21 protein-coding genes are annotated in these 20,157 nt (G+C 35.8%); 11 read left to right on the top strand and 10 right to left on the bottom strand.

All coding sequences use genetic code 11. The features are described from left to right. Window positions 1-11: 11 nt before the first annotated feature. Window positions 12-1,322 carry a TolC family protein gene (locus DD829_RS19085; protein ID WP_116548058.1) on the bottom strand — a complete coding sequence of 437 codons (1,311 nt, stop codon included), beginning with the start codon at window positions 1,320-1,322 and terminating at the stop codon, window positions 12-14. A gap of 89 nt (window positions 1,323-1,411) precedes the next feature. Next, window positions 1,412-2,257, bottom strand: a complete 846-nt coding sequence (locus tag DD829_RS19080) for a helix-turn-helix domain-containing protein (RefSeq protein ID WP_087710908.1) — start codon at window positions 2,255-2,257, stop codon at window positions 1,412-1,414. 71 nt (window positions 2,258-2,328) lie between these two features. On the opposite strand from DD829_RS19080, the gene DD829_RS19075 reads away from it, so the two are divergent. Next, window positions 2,329-2,802, top strand: a complete 474-nt coding sequence (locus DD829_RS19075; RefSeq protein WP_108409465.1) for a DUF962 domain-containing protein — start codon at window positions 2,329-2,331, stop codon at window positions 2,800-2,802. 231 nt (window positions 2,803-3,033) lie between these two features. Here DD829_RS19075 and DD829_RS19070 read toward each other — a convergent pair whose 3' ends face one another. Then, entirely contained in the window at window positions 3,034-4,101 is a 1,068-nt protein-coding gene (locus DD829_RS19070) for a DUF2891 domain-containing protein (RefSeq protein WP_108409464.1), read from the bottom strand. A gap of 159 nt (window positions 4,102-4,260) precedes the next feature. Here DD829_RS19070 and DD829_RS19065 point away from each other — a divergent pair, with 159 nt between their 5' ends. Next, window positions 4,261-5,130: a DUF4349 domain-containing protein gene (locus DD829_RS19065; RefSeq protein ID WP_108411155.1), complete on the top strand. Its 870-nt coding sequence runs from the start codon at window positions 4,261-4,263 to the stop codon at window positions 5,128-5,130. 31 nt (window positions 5,131-5,161) lie between these two features. Continuing rightward, window positions 5,162-5,539, top strand: coding sequence for a GxxExxY protein (locus DD829_RS19060; protein ID WP_116548057.1), 378 nt, complete (start codon window positions 5,162-5,164; stop codon window positions 5,537-5,539). A gap of 95 nt (window positions 5,540-5,634) precedes the next feature. Here DD829_RS19060 and DD829_RS19055 read toward each other — a convergent pair whose 3' ends face one another. From DD829_RS19055 to dnaA, 4 genes are all read right to left on the bottom strand, one after another. Further along, a complete protein-coding gene (locus tag DD829_RS19055) occupies window positions 5,635-6,333 on the bottom strand; it encodes an SAM-dependent methyltransferase (protein WP_108411035.1) in 699 nt (232 codons plus the stop codon). A 4-nt stretch (window positions 6,334-6,337) separates the two neighbouring features. Next, window positions 6,338-6,838, bottom strand: coding sequence for a nuclear transport factor 2 family protein (locus DD829_RS19050; RefSeq protein ID WP_108411034.1), 501 nt, complete (start codon window positions 6,836-6,838; stop codon window positions 6,338-6,340). A 2-nt stretch (window positions 6,839-6,840) separates the two neighbouring features. Then, window positions 6,841-7,290, bottom strand: coding sequence for a low molecular weight protein-tyrosine-phosphatase (locus DD829_RS19045; protein WP_108411036.1), 450 nt, complete (start codon window positions 7,288-7,290; stop codon window positions 6,841-6,843). Between the two features lie 96 nt (window positions 7,291-7,386). Then, window positions 7,387-8,841, bottom strand: a complete 1,455-nt coding sequence (gene dnaA / locus DD829_RS19040; protein WP_076393394.1) for a chromosomal replication initiator protein DnaA — start codon at window positions 8,839-8,841, stop codon at window positions 7,387-7,389. Between the two features lie 138 nt (window positions 8,842-8,979). Here dnaA and DD829_RS19035 point away from each other — a divergent pair, with 138 nt between their 5' ends. From DD829_RS19035 to DD829_RS19015, 5 genes are all read left to right on the top strand, one after another. Next, entirely contained in the window at window positions 8,980-9,390 is a 411-nt protein-coding gene (locus DD829_RS19035; protein ID WP_108409291.1) for an acyl-CoA thioesterase, read from the top strand. 112 nt (window positions 9,391-9,502) lie between these two features. Next, complete coding sequence (gene pheA, locus DD829_RS19030) at window positions 9,503-10,351, top strand: prephenate dehydratase (protein ID WP_108409290.1); 849 nt, start codon at window positions 9,503-9,505, stop codon at window positions 10,349-10,351. Between the two features lie 327 nt (window positions 10,352-10,678). Continuing rightward, window positions 10,679-11,413: a hypothetical protein gene (locus tag DD829_RS19025; protein ID WP_076393388.1), complete on the top strand. Its 735-nt coding sequence runs from the start codon at window positions 10,679-10,681 to the stop codon at window positions 11,411-11,413. Window positions 11,414-11,527: 114 nt separating this feature from the next. Next, entirely contained in the window at window positions 11,528-13,741 is a 2,214-nt protein-coding gene (locus tag DD829_RS19020) for a DUF2339 domain-containing protein (RefSeq protein WP_108409289.1), read from the top strand. A gap of 117 nt (window positions 13,742-13,858) precedes the next feature. After that, window positions 13,859-14,302 carry a hypothetical protein gene (locus tag DD829_RS19015; RefSeq protein ID WP_108411679.1) on the top strand — a complete coding sequence of 148 codons (444 nt, stop codon included), beginning with the start codon at window positions 13,859-13,861 and terminating at the stop codon, window positions 14,300-14,302. Window positions 14,303-14,451: 149 nt separating this feature from the next. Here DD829_RS19015 and DD829_RS19010 read toward each other — a convergent pair whose 3' ends face one another. The 3 genes from DD829_RS19010 to DD829_RS19000 all read right to left on the bottom strand — a co-directional run bounded on the left by DD829_RS19010 (window position 14,452) and on the right by DD829_RS19000 (window position 17,573). Next, window positions 14,452-15,729: a replication-associated recombination protein A gene (locus DD829_RS19010; protein ID WP_116548056.1), complete on the bottom strand. Its 1,278-nt coding sequence runs from the start codon at window positions 15,727-15,729 to the stop codon at window positions 14,452-14,454. 503 nt (window positions 15,730-16,232) lie between these two features. Continuing rightward, the gene (locus DD829_RS19005; protein WP_108411536.1) at window positions 16,233-16,979 is read right to left on the bottom strand and encodes a DUF6261 family protein; all 747 of its coding nucleotides are present in this window, start codon (window positions 16,977-16,979) and stop codon (window positions 16,233-16,235) included. A gap of 207 nt (window positions 16,980-17,186) precedes the next feature. After that, the gene (locus DD829_RS19000; protein ID WP_108411537.1) at window positions 17,187-17,573 is read right to left on the bottom strand and encodes a helix-turn-helix domain-containing protein; all 387 of its coding nucleotides are present in this window, start codon (window positions 17,571-17,573) and stop codon (window positions 17,187-17,189) included. Window positions 17,574-17,798: 225 nt separating this feature from the next. Between DD829_RS19000 and DD829_RS18995 the strand changes: the two genes are divergently transcribed. The 3 genes from DD829_RS18995 to DD829_RS24230 all read left to right on the top strand — a co-directional run. Further along, window positions 17,799-19,340: a hypothetical protein gene (locus DD829_RS18995; RefSeq protein ID WP_108410286.1), complete on the top strand. Its 1,542-nt coding sequence runs from the start codon at window positions 17,799-17,801 to the stop codon at window positions 19,338-19,340. 10 nt (window positions 19,341-19,350) lie between these two features. Continuing rightward, window positions 19,351-19,926, top strand: a complete 576-nt coding sequence (locus DD829_RS18990) for a DUF6705 family protein (RefSeq protein WP_123906938.1) — start codon at window positions 19,351-19,353, stop codon at window positions 19,924-19,926. A gap of 37 nt (window positions 19,927-19,963) precedes the next feature. Beyond that, window positions 19,964-20,157 (top strand): hypothetical protein (locus DD829_RS24230; protein ID WP_410493826.1); only part of this gene is annotated, 194 nt, incomplete at its 3' end.

Below are 20,157 nucleotides of genomic sequence, written 5' to 3'. Positions count from 1 at the left end.
AATTTTAAATATTAAAGTGTTCCGGTAGATTTTAAAAGATTGTAATACTGATACAGCACATTGATTTCTCCATTCGCATAATCAAGCTCCGACTGTAATTTCTGGTTCTGCGCATCAATCATTTCCGCCTGTACCGCCAACTGATTCAGATATTTAGCTTCGGTAATTTTGTAGTTTTCTTCTGCTAATTTTTTAGCATCATTTAAAATTTCCGCCTGCTGAATAGATTCCTGATATTTGGTATATGCCGCATTTACAGCCATATCAATATTCTGCTGCGTTAAAGTCATCGCATCATTCGCCTGCGTTTTCTGCAGTTCTCCCAGCTTCACTTTTTCTTTGGTTTTAAAAAGATTATCAATATTGTAACTTAATGAAATCCCCGTTTGCCAACCACCGGAATACATATCCAGAACAGGATTTCTTGTAGTGATAGGTCTTTGCAGAGAATATCCTCCGAAACCTGAAATCGTAGGCATTCTATCGGTTTTAATAATTTCAATATTTTTGTCGGCAACATCAATGTTTGTTTTCGCAGATTTCAGCAAAGGATTGCTGTCGTGAGCGAGATTTACATAATACTCGATCCCGATTCCCGATTCTTTGTTCTGTAAACTTTCTACAGGAACAATTTCCGTATCAGTAGGCAAACCCAAAGCAATGCTTAAATTATAATTCAGAATTTTTTTATTGTTTTTTAACGTTAAAATACCCTGATCTAAATTTTTGATTGCCAGTTCACCACGAATGATCTCATTTCTCGTCACCATTCCCTGCTGATAAAATTTCTGAATATTTTTCAGTCTTTCCTGAGCCAGTTTTTTATTGTTCTGAAAAACTGCTTCTTGATTTAAAATTTTATAAATATCCAGATAATTTGAAATGACCAGAAGTTTTACGTCCTGCTTGTTCTTTTCCAGATCCAGTTTGGAAAGCTGCTCACGAAGTCCCGCCATTTCAATAGACTTGTTCACCAATCCACCTTTAAAAATAAGCTGTGTTGCCTGAACCGCATACGAACTTCCGTAGTGCGGCATCGGAACATTTGTGGAACTTGAGAAATCTTTATCGATAGCAACGGCATCACCTAAGTAGAACTGGCTGGTAGAAGCCGTAATATTTGGCAGTTTCTGTAGTTTTACCACTTCCGTATTCTGTCTGGCAATGTCGATATTCTGTGCCGAAACTTTCAGTTGCTGATGATTCTGCACCGCGAGTTCGGCAACTTCGTCTGCAGTGAGCTGTTTTATTTCCTGTGAAAAAAACAGCGCAGGAAATAAGGCTATCACGAATGATAGCGCTGTTTTTATGTTTTTAACCATTTTACCTTGTTTTACGGATACAAAGTTACGGCAGCAACAAACTCAAACAAATGTTTAAGAATTGGAAAAAGATGTTCAAATGTAAGATTTTAGTTTTCGAACTGATTTCTGTACTGAGAAGGACTTTCGCCCAGATGTTTTTTAAAAAAGTGCGAAAAAGAATAAGGATCACTAAAACCGAGAATACCTGAAATCTCCGAAACAGGCTTATTTGATGAGTTCAGCAGCACTTTTGCCTCGTTCATCACAATCAGTGAAATAATCTGGCTTGCCGACTTTCCCGTAATCTCTTTTACAACCGCCGAAAGATGTCTGGTTGTAATCGACTGACGTTGCGCATAGAACTCCACGCTTCGCTCATGGGTGTGGTGTTGCGCGAGATCATTCAGGAAAATAAAAACAATTTCTTCCTGTCTGGACATCTGGCTCATGGAATTGCTGTCTTCCTTGGAAATAATTCCCGCCATCTGATAACAGAAAACGGAAAAAAGATGTTCAACAATTTCTTTCTTGTAGGTCATTTCTGTCTCAGAATCGAGAATGTATTTGAGGAAATTTACACTTTTCCAGACCACTTCCAATTCATCCGGCTCGAAAGGAACACCGATGTTCATCTGCTGTCTGAAATAACGGTACGTAATTAATCTGTTGAATTTCAAAGATAAAGCCGAAATAAATTCACGCTTGTACGAAACCATTCTCGATTGAAAATCATCACTGATGGAGATCATTTCGTACACCGTTTGAGGATCCGTTACCATAAACATATTGGCAGAAAGCTCAAGATCGCGGAAGTGCTGTTTCAGCTTGATGCTTCCGGTTTTCACAAAGATAAACGCCGGATTATCAGGACGGAACGGTTTATCGACAGAAATTCTCTCGAAAATATTATGTTGCGTAAAAATTTCAACTCCGAATTTTTCTAAGACAGACATAGTACAAATATAAAGCAATCTCTTGAGCGGTCACAAAAATTTATTATTTTAGTGTTTTCCAAATTAGAGATATGAGAAAAATCGATTTACTATTTGCAGAATACGCCGAAAGCCACAGAAACTCGACCAATAAGCTGATTCACTGGATCTGTGTTCCTTTAATTTTCTGGACGATTTTAGGATTTATTTCTCTCATTCCTTCAAAATCAATTGGCTTCAGATATATTGGCGAAATCAGCTATGTAAGTTTTGCAGTCATTACTTTGGTAACTGTTTTTTATACCAGACTTTCTTTTTTAATCGGTTTTATTATGTTTTTCGTGATGATTTTAATGGAAAGTTTCGCTTACGGAATCAACATTCGTTTTGAAGAAAAATCATGGATGGTTTATCTCGCTGTTTTTGTAATAACATGGATTTTTCAGTTTGTAGGACACAAGATTGAAGGCAAAAAACCTTCTTTCCTGAAAGATTTACAGTTTCTCTTGATAGGACCGATCTGGCTGTTGAGTTTTATCCTTAAAAAACTGGGAATTAGATATTAATCTTAATGATTGGTAAATGATGAATGATGATTGATGAATAATGAATGATAAATGATAATTGATGATTGATAATTGATGATCGATAACTGAAACGGATAATTGAAGATGGAAGTTTGTTTTCAGGCTATACAACTTCCATCTTACTGTATTGTGTTTCCAGCAAGAATTATTTCAACCGTTGAAGTCGCGTATATAAAGCTTCCCACTTCCGGCATCAAACTTCTAACCTTATTAATCTTCCAGAGCATAAACGGCAAAACTTGCCAACCAATGATCTCCCCCGTAATTTCCCTGAAAAAGTAATGGCAATCCGTTGTTTAAAAATACTTTGGCTGTTTTTTCAAATTTCTGTTTAAAAGGATGATTTGCGGGAAGTGATTTAGCAATTCCTTTCATGCACCACGCCTTCGAAAAAGATAAACCAACCAAATGAACAGTCTGATAATCTGAAAGGTCACTCACCACCGGAATTTTTTCAATATTTTCCAGACTTCGCTTTTCATAGAAATTATTAAACCACACTACAAATTCTTTTTGGGGTAAAACACGTCGCATCAGATCTGCAATTTCCAGACTTGGCGAAAAGAAATCCGATCCGTCCGGTTCTAGATAAGCGGGCGTTTTGGTATTGTTCAGATAAAAATATTTCGCTTTTTCAATGAGTTGATTTTCAAAATCTTTGTCTCCGGTCGCTCTTGCCCAATCAAGTGCAAAAACCATTGCAAAAGCGGTATTGGGATGAACTCCCGTTCTGTTAGGATAGGTTTGTTTAGGCAAAAAAGTCTTCCACGAAGTTAAAATTTTATCGGTAAGAGGTTTCAGATTCTCATGCCATATTTTTGCTTTGGGATGATCCCATGTTGCAAGTTCTTCATCTAGTTTCAACAGCCATGCCCATCCATACGTTCTTTCGAAAGTTCCGGTTAGTTGATATTTGGTGAAATAATCGGCTTCTGTCTGTAAATTTTCTTTTTTAAATGAATTGTCGAGAATGTTTTCAATGTCTTTTGCCACGGAAAGACCGGGTTTTGTCTTCAGCAACCGAAGCAGCATCCAATGTCCGTGAACAGAACTGTGCCAATCGAAGCAGCCATAAAAACTGGGATGAAGATCTTTAGGACTTAAAGGAACTTCTTTTTCGTTATTGATGATATGCGCCGTTTTGTTCGGATATTCCTGATTGATACAATGAAGCGGCTTTTCAGATAATCTCACCGCCATTTCATCGGTAAGTTTCGGAATTTCCTGACCAAACACAAGAAGCGGTAAAAAAATGATGGCTAAAAGACTCTTTTTCATTCTTTAAAAATATAAAATAAATTCAATTTTTCATTTGCGATCAGGCTAAAAATAGAAATTCACAAATTATCTTCAATTATTTTGAATATTTATCAGAAAATATCCTTTAAAAAACAATTTTAAGCATGATTTTTGATCATATTCCCGAAACTTATATTCATGAAAAAATTATTTCTGCCTTTATTCTGTTTAATCCTTATCCATTGTAAAAAAAGTGAAGCCCACTCTTTAAATTCAAATTTGGTTAATGTTGCTCAGGAAGATAAATTGATTGCAATAGACTCTTCTGCTGTAGCATTAAAATCTCCCGTAGTCGATGCGTCCATAAGATTTCCATCAGAAAAGACGATAAGTGAACAGACCACTGCTATTTCCAAAAAAATCATCAAAAACGGCGATCTGAGAATTCAGGTCGGAGACATTAAAAAAGCTCAGGATCAGGTTAGTAGCATTGTAAAAAATAACAAAGCCTATATTCAGAAAGAAGAGTTTCAGAATAATGATAATGAGGAAAATATCGACTTAACCATAAGAGTTCCTCATCAGAATTTCGATGCTTTGGTGAATTCTTTTTCAGATGGTGTCGGTTCGGTTTTGTCTAAAAATATCTCTTCAGATGACGTTACGGAAGAATATACTGATGTTTCCATCAAGCTTGCTAATAAAAAGATTTATCTCGAGAAATATAGAGATATGCTGAAAAGCGCAAAAACAACGAAAGACATTTTGGAAATTCAGGAAAACATCCGTGAACTGGAAGATGAAATTGATGTTTCGGAAGGCAGACTTCGTTTTATAGACGACCGCGTGAATTACAGCACTTTAAATCTGAGTTTATACAAAGAAAAAGTAAGAACTTCCGCCACTTCGAAGGTTGGTTTCGGAAGCCGTTTCGGAGATTCGGTAACGGAAGGCTGGAACAGTTTTGTGGCTTTTCTTTTAGGAATTATTTCGCTTTGGCCTTTCTTTCTGCTGATTCCTGTGGCTGTATTTCTTTGGAGAAAATGGAGAAACAGGAAGAAAAAATAAAGATATTTTTTTTATTTTGCATTAAAAACAAATGAATGAAAATGAAATTTCCTACTTGGTAAGAAAATGCATTTTTAATGTATATAACAGTCTTGGACCAGGTCTTTTGGAGAGTGTCTATCAAAAAATTCTTATTTATGAACTGGAAGAAAACGGACTGAATGTGAAGCCAGAAGTTGCAATTCCGGTTATGTATGACAACAAAAGGTTTGATTTAAATTTCAGAATCGATATTCTGGTGGAAGACAAGGTTATCTTGGAATTAAAATCTGTAAAAAATCTTGAAGAAATTCATTACAAGCAATTGCAGACTTATTTGAAACTTTCAGATAAAAGACTCGGATTATTAATTAATTTTAATACTACGAATATTTTAGATGGAATTAAAAGAGTGGTCAATAAGTTATAATTATCTCTCCCGCAGATTTTGCAGATTAAGCAGATTAAATTTGCACTAAAAAAATCTGCCTGATCAGTAAAATCTGCGGGAGATTATAAAATCTTCTATTTTCCCAAAACAAATACCGCAGGAATTTTATGGAGTTCCGGTTTTTGCTTCTGCCACTCTTTTATGGTTTTTGTTTTAATAAATTCCTGTTCAGGATCGTTAATGTTGGCGGCGATGCAAAGCTTTGTGTTTGGTGATAAAAACTTAGTCAGATCTTCAAAAAGGGCGTTGTTTCTGTAAGGCGTTTCCATAAAAATCTGCGAATATCCTGTCTTCTGAACCAGACTTTCGAGCTGAAGAATCTGCTTCTTCTTTTCACTTTTATCAATCGGAAGATAGCCGTTGAAGGTAAATTCCTGACCGTTAAAACCACTGGAAATTAGTGCTAAAATAATAGATGAAGGCCCTGAAATCGGGATAACGCGGATGTTTTTCTCATGACACCATTTTACCATCAGATTTCCCGGATCTGCAATGCACGGAAGTCCCGCTTCAGAAAGCAAGCCGAAATCCTGACCTTTTAGCATCAGTTGCTGCGCTTCTTTAATATCTGCGTTTTCTGTGTATTTATCCAGCAAAAAAAGTTTCAGCTCCGACTGTTTTTTTTCAGGAGCGAAAAATTTAACCACTTTTCTGGCAGTTTTTTCATTTTCCACGAAGAAGTAATCGGTCTGCATGATATACTCTTTAATCACCGGTGAAAAATGGGTGATAGAGGTATTTTCCGAAAGATAAGCAGGAAGTAAAAAAAGCATGATTTTATTTTTTTGTTCTTTCTTTTAAAGAAGGTTGTGGGTAATATTTTGTAAGATCCATGGAAAAAGAAACGGAAGTAATTTTCCATTTGCCGTCGGTTTTCATTAAAGTCCAGATTTCTTTTCCCCAATTCAGCATTTTACCGTCATGCCAGAAACTGTAATCGAAATTAGCGGAAGCAATGGATCCGTCTTCGATAATTTTCACATTATCAAATCTTTCCTCCGATTTATTGTCTTTAAAACTTTTAATGAAGGCTTTATAATTATCTGTAAAATAGCTTTTTTCGTCGGGATATTCTGTAACAACTTTTTTGTAAGTACGATCTGTATACACTCCTGTCCAGAGAACCGGATCCTGAAAAAGCGATACAAACTTTGCCTCATCTCTGGTTTTAATGCAGTTCATAAAATCATCCATCATGGTACGGATGGCGATTTCATCTTTTGTCTGGGCAAAAGCAAAACTGCTGTAAAAAAGAAAAAGGACGAAAAATTTTTTCATAATTATTTTGAAATTTTATTTAAAACAGCATCGCAGCCACGATCCAGCAAATGATAGACGTCTTCAAATTCCTGCAAATCTCCCCAATAAGGATCGGGAACTTCAGCATTTTCATGATCGCCTAAAACCTCAAGAAATAAAGACACTTTTTGTCGCTGTTCTTCATTTTTAGCTTTAGAAACCACATCTGCCAAAACATCCACATCCATGCAGTAGATTTTATCAAATATTTCAAAATCTGCAGACGTTATTGGTCTGGATCTCTGTTTCGAAATATCAATTCCTTGGTTTGAAGCGGTTTTAATGGCTCTTTTGTCGGGATGATTTCCTTCGTGCATGGAAATGGTTCCGGCAGAATCTATTACAAAATTTTCAGGAGCCTTTGCTTTCATAATTCCTTCTGCTAAAGGACTTCTGCAAATGTTTCCCAGACATACCATTAATATTTTCATCTCAGTCTCAGTTTTTAATGTTTCAGGTAACAAAACTAAATAAAAAATGAAGAATAAAATTATTCTCCATTTTATGTATTTAAATTAAATTATTTCTTACTGTTTAATTCTCTCTCCCAATTCCTTCACATACTTTTTAACTTCTTTGTCGATCTTGGAAACATCTTTGATGGTATCACAAGCGTACATTACCGTAGAATGGTCTTTTCCGCCCATTTCCTCGCCGATCTTTGTGAAAGTGGCATTGGTTAGCTCTTTAGAAAAATACATCGCCAATTGTCTTGGAAGTGCAATTTCTCTTTTTCTTGTTTTGGATAAAAGCTGTTCTTTTTTGATTCCGAAATAATCGCAAACCACTTCCTGAATATAAGGAATATTGATGACTTTTTTCTGGTTGGATGCAATCTTATTAATGGTATCCTTCAATAAAGTTAAGCTAAGATCCTGCTTATAAATGGTAGAGTAAGCAATAACCGAATTGATGATTCCGATAAGCTCTCTTACGTTTGTTTTTGCTTCCGCAGCAAGGAAATCCAGCATATCATCCGGAAGAACGATTCCGTCTCGGCTTAATTTATCAATGATGATCTGCTTTCTTGTTGAAATATCCGGAGATTTGATCTCTGCAGAAAGTCCCCATTTGAATCGGGAAACAATCCTGTCCTGAATATCCAGAATATCTGCCGGAGCTTTATCTGAAGTAAGGATGATTTGTTTTCCGTTCTGATGCAAATGATCGAAAATGTGGAAGAAGCTGTCCTGTGTTGCAGATTTTCCGGAAAGGAACTGAATATCATCAATGATTAAAACATCAACCATCTGATAAAAATTCGCAAACTCGGTCTGCTTATGTGCTTTTGCTGCCGAAATAAACTGCTGAATGAATTTTTCGGAAGACAGATATAAAACGACTTTATCCGGAAACTGGCTTTTCACTTCCAGACCTACAGCCTGTCCTAAGTGCGTTTTACCAACACCGTATCCTCCATATAAAAATAATGGGTTAAACGCTGTTGCACCCGGTCTTTTAGCGATGGATCTTGCAACCGTCGCTGCAAATTTGTTGCTTTCTCCTTCTACATAATTATCGAAAGAGAAGTCTGATTTTAAGTTGGAATCAATATTTACTTTTCTGATTCCCGGAACCACAAATGGGTTCACGATATTGGCAGAAAAACCTTGCGGCATTGTTTCCTGCACTTTCGGAGTAGGTACAGATTTACCTTTCATATTCATGGTAACGGGTCTTTCTAAACCGGCAGGTTTGTTTTCCATTACAGAATACCATAATTTCACTCCTTTTCCTATGTTTTTCTTCAGGGCAGCCGAAAGCAAGGACAGGTAATTATCCTCAATATATTCCTTGTAAAAATCGCTCGGCACCATAAGCGTAAGGTTATTCTCAACCAATGAAATCGGCTGAACCTTATCGAATAGTAAATCGAAAGATTTTTCAAGTTTTTTCAGATCAGAATTATCTTCAGCTGCGTTCAGATTATCGCGCATGAACTGAAGGCACTTCTGCCATATCATCATTAAATTTTCATCCATAATTGATGCCCCGATTAATTCTTAGTTGTTAGTAATTTTTGGAAGGACGACAAAGGTCTAATTTTTTTATCTTAAAAAAAAATTTTGTGGATATTGATTATTTAAAAATATATTTGTATGTATATAAAGAAGCTTAAGATGATACACACAACACACTCATTAAGAGTACGTTACGGAGAAACAGACTCTATGAAATACGTTTATTACGGCAACTACGCCGAGTATCTGGAAATTGGAAGAGTGGAGCTTTTCCGAAGCATAGGAATGTCGTATAATGAGATTGAGAATCAAGGAATTTGGCTGCCTGTTTCGGAGTATAAAATTAAGTATCTGCGACCTGCTTTTTATGATGAAAAATTAGAAATTCATACCTACGTAAAAAAAATTCCGGGAGTGAGAATTGAATTTGAATATGAAATCTTCAACGAAGAAAATAATAAAATCACAGAAGCTTCCACTACTCTTTTCTTTTTGGATGCCAAAACCAACAAAGTGGTGAAGTGTCCGGATTATCTCATGAAACTGATTGAGGAGAACTGGAAGGAATAATTCAGACCAAAAGAATACACAAAACATTAGTTTATAAGGCTAATTTTAGAATACCAATTTTAGCGGACCGTATAAATTTCGCTATATTTAAATAAATTATAACAGAGACATCATGAAGATTGCATTTTTGGGACCACAGGCAAGTTTTACACAGCTTGCTGCAACCCAGCTTTTTCCCAATGAAGAACTTTTACCACAAACCAATATTTTAGACTGTTTTACCGCTGTAGAAACCGGAGAAGTTGATAAAGCCGTTGTTCCTCTGGAAAACTCCATCGAGGGAACGGTTTCCATGACGCTGGATTACCTGTATAAAACACCGGATATAAAAATACAGGCTGAAGCCGTAATGCCGATTGCGCATCATCTGATGATTCATCCAACGTGTGATGAAACAAATATCGAAAAAATATATTCTCATCCGCAGGCTTTAGCGCAGAGCTTTCATTTTCTGGATAAAACATTTAAGGAGATCCCGAAACAGGACTTTTCTTCCACTGCTGCTGCTGCAAAACACGTTTCTGAACATCCGGACAGAAACCTCGCTGCAGTTGCCAATCAGTTTGCTGCAAATTTATATGGTCTGAAGATCATTCACCGGAACATACAGGATTTTGAACAAAACCATACGAGATTTATTGTTATTTCAAAAAAGCAGGAAGCTTATGACAATAAAGATTTGGAAATTTTAGGAGAAAAATCCGGACTGCTGATTACGCTTCCTGAAGATCATGCGGGAGGACTTCATCAGGTTTTATCTGTTTTTGCATGGAGAAAAATGAACCTCAGCAAAATAGAATCCAGAACACTGAAAACAGGTCTTGGAAATTACTTCTTTTACATTAATGTATCCGGAAACTGGGATTCAACCCTTTATCAGAATGCTTTGGAAGAGCTGAAAGCGCTGAATGTAGAGGTAGATTTTCTTGGAAATTATAAGGAATTTTTTTTAAAAAGCTAAATTACAAACAGTTAAAAACTAAAAAAGAAATATATTTCATACAAAAGAGATTTAATTAGCTATTTTCTTGTTTTTGAAGATAAAATAATCTATTTTTACCTGTATATTATTTATAACCCAATGATTAACAGAATTTTTTAATTATTTAAGGCGGAAAAATCAATTTGTAATAAAACAACATAATATTATTACAGATGAATTTTTTTTATAATTTTTCATCAAATGTTGAAAAAAAAATAAAAATTAATGTTTTCATTGCACGATATTTGATATGATTTTAAATAACTGACTGAGACTAAAACCATTAACTAATTTAAATTTTGCAGCATGAAAACTAGAATTTACAGCTTACTTTTAGCGATGATGTCAGCTTCTGCTTTTGCACAAAGTGGATGGGTTGGCATTAACACTCCGAACCCTCAGGCAAATCTGGATGTAAATGGTACCATGAAAATCCGACAGACACCTTCCGCTCCTGCCCTTCCGGGATATCAGATTCTGGCGGTTAACCAAAATACAGGTGGAGATTTTCAGGTAGCACAGGTATCACCACAGATGATTGCAGATTATGTAATAAATAACGGAATAAACAGTTCTGTGTACTCGGCTAGAAAATCGTCTGGCATCACTCTGATCAATGCCGGAATTTTACCTAACAGTTTCAGACCGGTCAACTTTTTAACAACAGAAAGAACCACGGGAACTTCTTCCCTGTTCTCGGATTCCGACAATACTTACACAGCGCCTTCTTCCGGTATTTATGCCATTGGTTTTACATTCAGGTACGGAACAGGATTACAATCCGGAGTATTAACGACTCCTCCAAGCATTGCGATTTTAAGAAACAGAACAGGAACTTTCAGTATTATCGACGTACGCGAATTCAGCGGAGTGAATCTGGGACTGGTAAGTCTTACCATTTCCGAAGGAAGTATCAATTCTTTATATCCTCTTCAAGCCGGAGACAAAATATCTTTCGGACTTACTAATTATTCTGTGCTGGATGCAGGATTATTAGGTTCAAGCACAGGCTCATTCTATATTTATAAAGTATCAAATTAATTTTTTTATAGTTTAAATATTACTTTAGAATTAATCCGCCATATCATCTGTTGATGGCGGATTAATTATATGGTATTAAGTTTATTGTTATATTTGATAACCAAAAGTGCAAAAATGATTTATTCGATCGTTATTCTCCTTATTTTATGTATTCTGATCCTCTTTAATCATCTGAACAGCAAAATCAGCAGATTAGAAAAAAAGGTTTCGGAACTGAGTTCAAAATTAGATGACAATAAAGTTTCTGAAATACAGGAGGAAAAAGAATGGCAGAACATTCCTTTACCTATACAGAATGATGAACCGGTTCTTCATGCAGAGAGAGAAACTATTCAGCAGACTTCTGAAAAAGAGGGAAAAGACTGGATGAATATCATTTTCGAGTTTCTGAAACAAAATGCTTTAACCATTATCGGGATCTTTACGCTGGTTTTAGGAATCGGCTATTTCGTAAAATATGCGATTGATAAAAACTGGATCGGAGAAACCCCCAGAGTGGGAATCGGATTCTTTTTAGGAGCCGTTATCATTTCGCTTGGTCATTTTTTGAGGAAAAACTATTCTGTATTTTCTTCTATCATTACCGGAGGCGGAATTGCCGTTTTATACTTTACCGCAACCATTGCTTTTCGGGAATATCATTTGTTTTCGCAGAATATTGCTTTTTCCGTTACCTGCTTTATTACTTTAATCTGCATCGCACTCTCCTATTATTACAAAAGTGAAATTCTCATTATTTTCTCTTTATTCGGAGGATTTTTAGCTCCGTTAATGGTAAGTTCCGGACACAGCAATTATCCGTTTCTGTTTACCTACATTACTGTTCTTAATTTGGGAATGCTCGCGGTTGCCTTTCTTAAAAACTGGAAAAGTATCGGATGGATTGCATTTATCTTCACCTATGTTTATCTTTTGTACTGGACTTTTGAGACCACACAGCTATTAAGCATTTATTTTTATATTTCCGGGTACCTTATTTTCTATTTTTTTGCCTTAAAAAATTACTTCAGGAAAGAAGTTATGTCTTCATTGGATATTCTGATGCTTGTTTTAATTAATTTTACAAACATCATCGGACTCGCTTATATTTTTGATCAGCTTGGCTATGAACCTGTGATTATTTTCCCGATTGGCTTTGCTTTGGTAAATTCTGCCTTACTGTTCAGAGAATATTCCCAAAAGAATTTGGGCATAAATTATTCTGTATTTGCCGCAGTTACGGTAAGCCTTTTAACATTAGCCGTTGCATTGCAGTTCAAGACACATCTCATTACAAGTGTCTGGGCGATCGAAGCAACCCTCCTTTTGTATATCTGGAAGAAAACCGGTCTTCAGATCTTCAGAAAATGTTTCTACGTTCTGTTTCCTTTGGTCATCATTGCACAGATCATTACCTGGACAGAATATATCGATGCGAAAAGCCTGAATATTGTTTTCAATCCTTTATTTCTTACGAGTTCCGTGACGTTGGTTACTACATTTTTCAATTTATTTCTATTGAGAAAACATCCCGATCACGACGAAAAAATTAATGATTTCTTTGAATATTTATTTTCGATATTAAGCTACAGCGTGATCTATTTTGCTATTCTGCTGGAAATCATGTATCATATTTCAGCACAGCCGTGGATTGTAATCTTCAGTGTCGGAATGATTTTTACGCTGTATTATATTTTTGCAATTCTACTGTTCAGGAAAAAACTGGAAATCCCAAAACCTGCGGAAACCAATCTTATTTATCTGTTTTGTGTACTGATTATATTGAATACGGTAATTTCAGGTCCGGGAATTGTTTCCAATTTTCTGCTGCATAAAGTACCCTTCGGTTTTTACGGGCTTTATCTTCTGTATTGGATTCCATTCATTTACATCATCCTGAAGGTTTTACCCGGTTCCCATTTTCTTAGGCTAAAATTATCATACTGGCTGATTTCTATTGCCTTTGTAACCGCATTAAGCTTCGAACTGTACGACATTTATATTTTGCTGAATGCCGAAAAAACATCAGACATCAAAGTTTTAAGCAAGCATTTTGGTCTTCTGTATCTTCCGATTATCTGGGCGGTTCTTGCCTGCATTTTTATTTACAGAGGGCTGAAAAACAATGTTTCAGAATACAGCAAAATCGGCTTTGCGCTGGTTGCCGTTACGATCCTGAAGCTTTATCTGTATGATGTCTGGGAAATGGATAATGTATCGCGGATTATTGCTTTTATCATTCTGGGAATCATTTTATTGCTAAGCTCGTTTCTGTTTCAGAGACTCAAAAAAATTATTAAAAATTTAGTGGAAAATAAAGAAGAAAAGCCGGAAACTGAGAATTTATAATTTCATAAAAGCTTTTATTGATAAACGATTGTTAAAATATTATGAATTTTTATTTACATTTTATAAAAAATACCTATATTTATCACGTTTTTAATAGTCATTTATTCCAGAAACATTATGAAAAAAATTCTCTACTCTTTTTTATTATTATCTTCTGCTACGCTGTTTGCTCAGAAGAATACAGCTACAAAATTTGCAGTGGCAAATGATATTGTAGGAACGGTAGATATGTTTAATAATAATAATTATAAAGGCTCTGTACAAAGCTCAAAAGCATATAAATCTGCAACGGAACTTCCGCAGAATCTTAAAAAATTCGATTATCTGGCGGATAACGGATTGGTAGAATATAAACTGAAAAGCAATCAGGCCGTTATCGACAGAATGCCTGTAAATGAACTGAACGCTCAGTTCGGGCTTCCTGCAGATACACCGGTACTTATTGACGGGTACGAATTTACCAATACAAAAACCTTAGTGTACGGAGATATCATCAACAATGCTCAGGTTATTACCAGCAACGGTAAGAAAATGGTATCGGTAACAACTTCTAGAAAGTAATTTCTCAGATCATATTTTAAATGAAAAGGATGCCCGTTTGAGCATCCTTTTTTCAGTAATATTGCTCAAAGCTTTTCTTTTGAGAACTTTAAGTATTCTTATTATTTATGATGTTTGTCTTTTGTCTCTTTTGCGGTTAATGAAGAGTTTCAATATTTATTGTTCCATTTTTTCTTTAATTCTTCGTAGATCTTCTTTTCGGTGGCGTTGTTTCCCGGTTCGTACAATTTTATATCTTTAATTTCTTCCGGAAGAAAATCCTGATCTACAAAATTGCCGTCGTAAGAATGGGCATATTTGTACTCCTTTCCGTAATCCAGATCTTTCATGAGTTTTGTGGGTGCATTTCTTAAATGTAAAGGAACCGGCAGATTTCCTGTTCTTTTTACCAATGCCAATGCATCATTAATCGCCATGTACGTTGAATTGCTCTTTGGTGAAACCGCAAGATAAACCGCCGTTTCACTCAGGATAATTCGTGCTTCCGGATTTCCGATCACGTTTACCGCCTGAAAACAGTTGTTGGCGATCACCAACGCATTCGGATTGGCAAGACCGATATCTTCGGAAGCTAAGATCAGCATTCTTCTTGCAATAAATTTAATGTCTTCTCCCCCTGCGATCATCCGAGCCAGCCAATAGACGGTTCCGTTCGGATCACTTCCGCGCATGGATTTAATGAAAGCCGAAATAATATCGTAATGCTGCTCTCCGTTTTTATCGTAAAGCGCCATGGTTTCCTGTAAAACTTCCAGCACATCTTCGTTTTTAATTTCTGATTTTTTGGAATTTTTATATTGATTTAAAACCAACTCTACAGAATTAATCAGCTTTCTTGCATCGCCTCCCGAATATTGGATAAAAGCTTCTTTTTCAATGATTTTGAACGATGTTTTTTCATCCTGATTGAATTTTTCGGAAGCTGTATCAATCAGTTCTTCAAGTTTTTCATAAGTCAATGCTTTTAAAACATAGACCTGACTTCTGGAAAGCAAAGCCGAAACCACTTCAAAGCTCGGGTTTTCGGTTGTCGCACCAATCAGAACAATCCAGCCTTTTTCTACGGCATGAAGAAGAGAATCCTGCTGAGATTTATTGAAACGGTGAATTTCATCAATAAACAAAATCGGAGATTTTCCGGAAAAAAGATTCTGCTTTTTGGCATCTTCAATTACATCTCTTACATCTTTCACTCCCGAAGAAACCGCAGAAAGCTTATAGAATTTCCTTCCCGACTTTTCAGAAATGATTTCCGCCAGAGTGGTTTTTCCGGTTCCGGGAGGTCCCCAGAAAATAAGAGAATTCAGGGAATTGTTTTCCAGCATTTTCCGGATCGTCCCCTTTTCTCCGGTTAAATGTTCCTGCCCGAGAACATCGTCCAGTGTTTTGGGTCTTAATTTTTCAGCTAATGGAATATTTTGGTTCAAAATTTAATTTATTGTTTATATCAACTTCTTTTAGTACATATTAAATCTGTTTAAACTTTTTTTTGATTATCCGTCATTGATCATAATGCTTAATTTTAACGCAAAGATCGCTAAGATTCTTTTTATATACCAACTGTTTTAAGTTCGCAAAGGTGCTTCGACAAGCTCAGCATAAACTATTCACTCAGCAAAGAACTCAAAGGTTTTTCAATGATGACAAATTACGGACAATCATTAAACTTTTTTATTGAGCCGCAAAAGTGACAAAAGATGACTGAACTTTTTATTTAAAGCTGATCATTATCAATGAAAAAGCCCACCATAGTTTTTAAAAATCTTTGATTTTTATTCTTTTGAGCGCTTTCATTATTATAGAAAATCACTTTAACATTGTCTTTTGTGCATTTTGTGGTTAATTCTGAAATTAGTTTAAAGTTTAATACAACGTAAAGATAAGGATATGTTTTCTCAATAAAAAACCCGTCGGTAAAGACGGGCTAAAATTATTGTAAAGGAGGATTTTCATTTTTTTGCGGTACAGCTCCGGTTTCTTTTCTGTTTACAAGAAGTATATTGTACTGGTCTGTAAGCGCATTGAGCTGATTGATAACCGTAGTATACGGCGATGGCGGTGTTTCTACCAAAAGATGAAGCGCATCGATCCTGTCTCTTAAAGCATAATATGCCGCATTGGTTTCTTCTCTTTTTCCTTTAATGGTTTCGGGACTGGCATCTCCGTATTCCTGTGTACGGGCAAGATACTTTGTATTGAAGAGTTCATTAGCTGTTTTCAGCTCATTTACCCATGCTGAAAGACCGAATGACGCTACTGCATCTGTAAGCTCCGGTTTATTCTCCCAATCCCGGATCATGTTATTAAGGGTAGCCGTTTCTGCCTGATAATTGAGCCGTGCAATACCGCTTCCGTACAGCGCCATATTATCTAGAAGCAGTTTGGCTTTCTGCTTTTTATCTGCTTCATAGTGGTAAGACTGCGATTGCAGAAAATAGTTTATTCCTATAATAGCGTTATCCCTTCTTTCGTCCAGCAGCATAATTTCTGCGGTAGTTTCGCTGGCGAGTGCTTTTTTGAAGAGTGCTTCCAGCTCTGCAATTTTGGATGTAAAAACAGAAAGCTTGGTATCTATCTGTAAGGCAGCAGGATTATTAAGGTTAATAATAGCGGTAAAGTCTTTGGCATATTGCAGATATTCTGCATTCCTTAGTTTTGGAAGGTCAATAGAATTCATTTGTATTTATTTTTATTAAGATAAAATATTGTTCTTTATCGTAAAATCTGCTGAGGGGGCAGATTTATTTTTTCGGGGTTCCCGAAAGTTTCCTGCACAGCGCAGGAGGTTTTCGGATGCTTCCGAAAGCACCGTGCAGGATGCAGCGGGTTTTCGGATTGCTCCGGAGCATGGCTGTTTGCCGCAGTAAACTTTCGGAAAAAAAAACTACGTTTTGCTTTCTCCTTTACTTTTCCAGAATTCGATCTGGTCTTTCAACTCCTGATTTCTTTCCTGAAGCTCTTTGATGCGCTCTTCGTATTGTTCTACAAGCTTATCTGATATGTAATTATTAATAGTCGTAACCTTACTGATTGCACTAGCATCTCCTAATGTATTATTATAAATACTGTCTCCATTTTCTTCTCGTACAAGATCATAGATATCCTTTTCATAGAATTCAGAGATTTTCAGCAGGTTGTCAATTCCCGGTTTGGTCTGGTCGCTTTCCCATTTGCAGTATGCAGTCTGCGAAATATCAAGCTCCATAGCGACTTGTGTCTGCGATAAATTTCTTTCTGTTCTCAGCGCTCTCAGTTTGGTTCCTAAAGACATATTCTAATAATTTTTCAGCTAATTTACTGTTTTTTATATTTCAAAATTAAAACTTTTGTGGTGGATTTTAAAACTTTTGTTGTAGGCAGAAGTAAAATTACGTATTAGATTTGCTATTGTACACATATAGATTATCTTTTTTAATACATCTGGTGCAACCAAAACAAAAAAATGCATCTTATAATAAAAAGAATTATATTTAACCCGAAAAAAACTAAAATGACTATGACGAAAAAAATGATTTCGTGGCTGGCTCTTGTGGCAGTGTTTCTCGTTTCTTACTCCTGCAGGAATGATATGCTTCCTGAAAAAGAAATTTTTGAAAACAGCAGCCAGTTTCAGCTAACCTCCAGAAGAATGTCTCTGGCTGAAAGTAAACACAGGCTAAAGCTTATGCCAGAAATCTCAGAAGCCCAGACTTTGCTGAGATCTTCACAATACAATGTATCGGGAAAAACCGTAAATGCCGGAAGCGGAGTTACCATTAATACAAATGATGTAATCTATATCGAAAACGGACCGAATTACCATACCTACACTTTCAGTATTGTAAGGGAGAATGCTCCCATAGATGCACCTGTTGAAAATCTGGTATTAACGCCACTTCCCGATGGAACTTACAAAGGATTATTATTCCGCTATAATTTTACCCAACAGGAAAAACAGAATATTATGGACGGGATACCGATGGATACTAAAGGAAAAACAACGATTACAGAAGCAGGTACCAATATTACCTTATCTAAAGTACAGGAATGTTCTTACGTGGAAGAAACCATCTGGCAAGATTGCAGCCAGCATATCCATAACCAAAGCAATATAAGCGACTGGGTAAACTGCACAGCAGAGATTAAGCCACAGGTATATACTATAGGCTACTGGTCTTGTTCATCTGGCGGCGGCGGAGGAAATGAAGGAGGTTCCGGAAACACAGGCTCTGATGACGGAACGGGAGGAGGCAATGCAGGAAATGACAATTGTATCACCGAAGTGTTTCAAAATCCCCTTGATCCTGTTGCTGTATATAATCCTTGCCCAATAGGAGTTCCTACTTCTCCGAATATCCCGAATTTAAGTAATCCCTGCGAAAAAACAAAAAATATGCTGAAAGATCCTAAAGTACAGCTGGCTATAGATGATATTACAAAACAGGCAAAAAAGGCTGCACTGGATATAAATGAAGGAGAAATAGGAAGAATAGAAAAAAATGGGATGTTTTATCCTGCCGATGTCTCAGAAGACCATCATGTGATATTTAATAATATTGCAGGGGCAAAAGGAGCTTACCATAATCATACTTACAAAGGTGCGAAAATACATTCTCCTAAGGACATTTTCTCAATACTTAGTTTTGCACACGTGCAGCCAACGGTTGCTAACTATGGAGACGCTTACATTGGCATGATTGGAGCTGAGAAATGTTATCCGGATGTTTCAGGATGTTTTCGAATGTTTCATTACATTATCCGATTTGGTGGTATCACAGCCGATTTATCTAAAAATTTCACGGAAGACGAAATGAAAAAATTCAATAAAGATTATAGAGATCGTGAGCATGAATTAGCGGAAACTTTACCTTATGTTAATTTTCTTGGAGATATAACGCTGAATAAAAAAGGGTATGAAAAATTATTTTTTGAAACCTTACATAATATGGGATTATCAGGTAAAGTAATTTTACAGAGAGTAGATGATGATGGTACTGTAAATAATATTAACTTAGATGCCAATGGAATTCCTGAAGCTATCCCTTGTCCACAACTTTAAAAATAAACAAATGAAAAATGTACATTTAAAAACATTATTAATAACAATAATAATAAATTTTGTGTCTTGCAAAGCACAACAAACTGTTCCATTGAACACATTTTTGGACGATATACCCGCTAATGCGCATGTAAAAGATTTAAATAACGAATTAAATCCCTATATTGGAATATATAAAGCAAGCTATTTGGGAAAAGAAATTACACTTTACATTACTAAAGTTGATGATAGACTGGAAGAACGTTCCAATAAAAATTTTTACAGAGACGCCTTAGTTATAAAATACATTGTAAAAAATTCATCGGGAATAGTATTACAAGATACTCAAAATAACGCTAACTTGAATATTGAATTATTCAGTACAAGAATTAGATCTTACGACAACTCTGTAATATTTTATTATAGTGGAACAAATTGTGGTGTCGGTTGGGGAAATGTTTTTTTAAAAAAAATAAATGCTACTCAAATTTCATGGCTTTATGAACCAGATGATTTAATGATATTGCCCGGACAATGTCCAGGAAATCCTGATTTAACGATTTATCTTCCTGAAACGGAAAATCCTTTAATCTTTACGAAACAATAATGAAAGCCTCTTTGGAGGCTTTTTATCCAAACATATTATGAAAAAACTTTTATCAATCCTACTTATGTCATTTTTAATTGTTTCTTCTAGAGGACAAACTTTGCCAATAAATACAATTCTTAGAAACATTCCTCAAGGTTCCTATGTAAAAGATTTAAATCATGAATTAGATCCATATATAGGAATTTATAAATCTAATTTTGAAGGAAATGAGATAACACTATATATTAC

Source organism: Chryseobacterium sp. HMWF035 (assembly GCF_003094695.1).
GTDB classification, from domain to species: Bacteria; Bacteroidota; Bacteroidia; order Flavobacteriales; family Weeksellaceae; genus Chryseobacterium; species Chryseobacterium gambrini.
Note: the sequence above shows the minus strand (reverse complement) of the source record. Positions and strands in the feature narration are given on the sequence as shown.

Bases quoted from the DNA above. Each gene is read 5' to 3' on its own strand.
- pheA (WP_108409290.1), top strand. From the start codon at position 9,503: ATGAAGATTGCATTTTTGGGACCACAGGCAAGTTTTACACAGCTTGCT.
- DD829_RS19055 (WP_108411035.1), bottom strand. From the start codon at position 6,333: ATGCTTTTTTTACTTCCTGCTTATCTTTCGGAAAATACCTCTATCACC.
- DD829_RS19075 (WP_108409465.1), top strand. From the start codon at position 2,329: ATGAGAAAAATCGATTTACTATTTGCAGAATACGCCGAAAGCCACAGA.
- DD829_RS18990 (WP_123906938.1), top strand. From the start codon at position 19,351: ATGAAAAATGTACATTTAAAAACATTATTAATAACAATAATAATAAAT.
- DD829_RS19050 (WP_108411034.1), bottom strand. From the start codon at position 6,838: ATGAAAAAATTTTTCGTCCTTTTTCTTTTTTACAGCAGTTTTGCTTTT.
- dnaA (WP_076393394.1), bottom strand. From the start codon at position 8,841: ATGGATGAAAATTTAATGATGATATGGCAGAAGTGCCTTCAGTTCATG.
- DD829_RS19045 (WP_108411036.1), bottom strand. From the start codon at position 7,290: ATGAAAATATTAATGGTATGTCTGGGAAACATTTGCAGAAGTCCTTTA.
- DD829_RS19035 (WP_108409291.1), top strand. From the start codon at position 8,980: ATGATACACACAACACACTCATTAAGAGTACGTTACGGAGAAACAGAC.
- DD829_RS19020 (WP_108409289.1), top strand. From the start codon at position 11,528: ATGATTTATTCGATCGTTATTCTCCTTATTTTATGTATTCTGATCCTC.
- DD829_RS19065 (WP_108411155.1), top strand. From the start codon at position 4,261: ATGAAAAAATTATTTCTGCCTTTATTCTGTTTAATCCTTATCCATTGT.
- DD829_RS19070 (WP_108409464.1), bottom strand. From the start codon at position 4,101: ATGAAAAAGAGTCTTTTAGCCATCATTTTTTTACCGCTTCTTGTGTTT.
- DD829_RS19015 (WP_108411679.1), top strand. From the start codon at position 13,859: ATGAAAAAAATTCTCTACTCTTTTTTATTATTATCTTCTGCTACGCTG.
- DD829_RS18995 (WP_108410286.1), top strand. From the start codon at position 17,799: ATGACGAAAAAAATGATTTCGTGGCTGGCTCTTGTGGCAGTGTTTCTC.
- DD829_RS19005 (WP_108411536.1), bottom strand. From the start codon at position 16,979: ATGAATTCTATTGACCTTCCAAAACTAAGGAATGCAGAATATCTGCAA.
- DD829_RS19085 (WP_116548058.1), bottom strand. From the start codon at position 1,322: ATGGTTAAAAACATAAAAACAGCGCTATCATTCGTGATAGCCTTATTT.
- DD829_RS19000 (WP_108411537.1), bottom strand. From the start codon at position 17,573: ATGTCTTTAGGAACCAAACTGAGAGCGCTGAGAACAGAAAGAAATTTA.
- DD829_RS19025 (WP_076393388.1), top strand. From the start codon at position 10,679: ATGAAAACTAGAATTTACAGCTTACTTTTAGCGATGATGTCAGCTTCT.
- DD829_RS19080 (WP_087710908.1), bottom strand. From the start codon at position 2,257: ATGTCTGTCTTAGAAAAATTCGGAGTTGAAATTTTTACGCAACATAAT.
- DD829_RS19060 (WP_116548057.1), top strand. From the start codon at position 5,162: ATGAATGAAAATGAAATTTCCTACTTGGTAAGAAAATGCATTTTTAAT.